Source organism: Actinocorallia lasiicapitis (assembly GCF_054778695.1).
On the sequence record NZ_BAAGZI010000747.1, the window covers coordinates 1 to 1,201 of the forward strand.

Annotated in this window: 2 protein-coding genes; one reads left to right on the plus strand and one right to left on the minus strand. The window is 75.9% G+C overall.

Annotated features, from left to right (window positions below):
- The coding region (locus ACYVE7_RS34310) for a glycoside hydrolase family 3 N-terminal domain-containing protein (protein WP_460370774.1) at positions 1 to 563 on the plus strand (563 nt) is incomplete at its 5' end.
- On the opposite strand, the gene ACYVE7_RS34315 is transcribed toward ACYVE7_RS34310, so the two are convergent.
- Positions 454 to 1,201: AfsR/SARP family transcriptional regulator (locus ACYVE7_RS34315; RefSeq protein ID WP_460370776.1), on the minus strand; the 748-nt coding region annotated here is incomplete at its 5' end. The two genes, ACYVE7_RS34310 and ACYVE7_RS34315, sit on opposite strands and share 110 nt — an antisense overlap.

Genomic DNA, 1,201 nt, shown 5'->3' on the forward strand with positions numbered 1-1,201 from the left:
CCGCGGTCGGGGTGCTGGCGGGGTGCGGTGGGGGTGGGGTGCCGGAGACCGGAGCGAGCAGCGAGGTCCGGCGGCCCGGGGTGGTGGTGGGGGAGCTCGGGCGGGAGCTGGTTCGGGGGATGAGTCTCGGCGACAGAGTGGGGCAGCTGTTCCTGCCTGCGGTCGGGAGTGCGGGCGAGGGCGTCGAGCTGCAGCGGCGGTACCGGGTGGGCGGGTTCGTCCTGCCGGCGGAGCAGATGCGGACGCCGCGGGGCACGGCCCGGCTGGCGAACCGGTTGCAGGCGGCGGCGCGGATCCCGCTGCTGATCGGCGCGGACGAGGAAGGCGAGAGGTTCGGCCGTCCCGAGTTCACCACGCGGTTCCCCGGGGCGATGGCGTTGGGTGCGGCGCGCAGCCAGGAACTGGCGCGCAGGGCCGCCGCGACGACCGGAACGGAACTGCGCTCCGCCGGGATCACCCTGGATTTCGCGCCGGTGGCCGGGGCGCAGGGGTTACGGCGACCGGCATCCCGTCGCCGTGCAGGAGCGCCCCGATCTGCGACGTCTGCCGGGCCCGTCCGGTGAAGTCCTCGATGTCGGCGGGGAGCTGGAACGGCCTGGCCGGGCCGCCCGGCGCGGCGGCCGGTGACGACACCGCGACCGTCAGCGCGGGGTCGGCCTCCAGCATCCGCTGGTGCAGTTCGGCCAGTGCCGGACTGGGGTCGAGGCCCAGCTCGTCGGCGAGATCGGTGCGGAGCCGCTGGAACGCGGCGAGCGCGTCGGCCTGCCGGCCGGAACGGTAGAGGGCCAGCATCAGCAGGGCGTGGAACCGTTCCCGGAGCGGGTGCTCGGTGATGAGGACGGCGAGTTCGGCGGCGGCGCGGGCGTTGTCGCCGCCGTCCAGGGCCAGCTCCAGCCGGGTTTCGAGCGCGGCGAGCCGGCGTTCGGACAGCCGGGTGCGCTCGATCTCGACGAAACGTCCGGGGACGCCGGACAGGGCGGGCCCCTGCCAGAGGGCCAGGGCCTCGTCGAGCAGGGCTTCCGCCCGGTCGGGGGTGCGGGAGGCTTCGGCGACGAGCCGTTCGAACCGGTGGACGTCGACGGCGTCCACCGGGACGCGCAGCGCGTAGCCGTCGGCGACGGACACCAGCACGGCGGGGGCGGAACGGTCGGGTTCGAGCAGGGCGCGCAGCCGGGAGGCGTAGGTGCGCAGCGCGGCGACG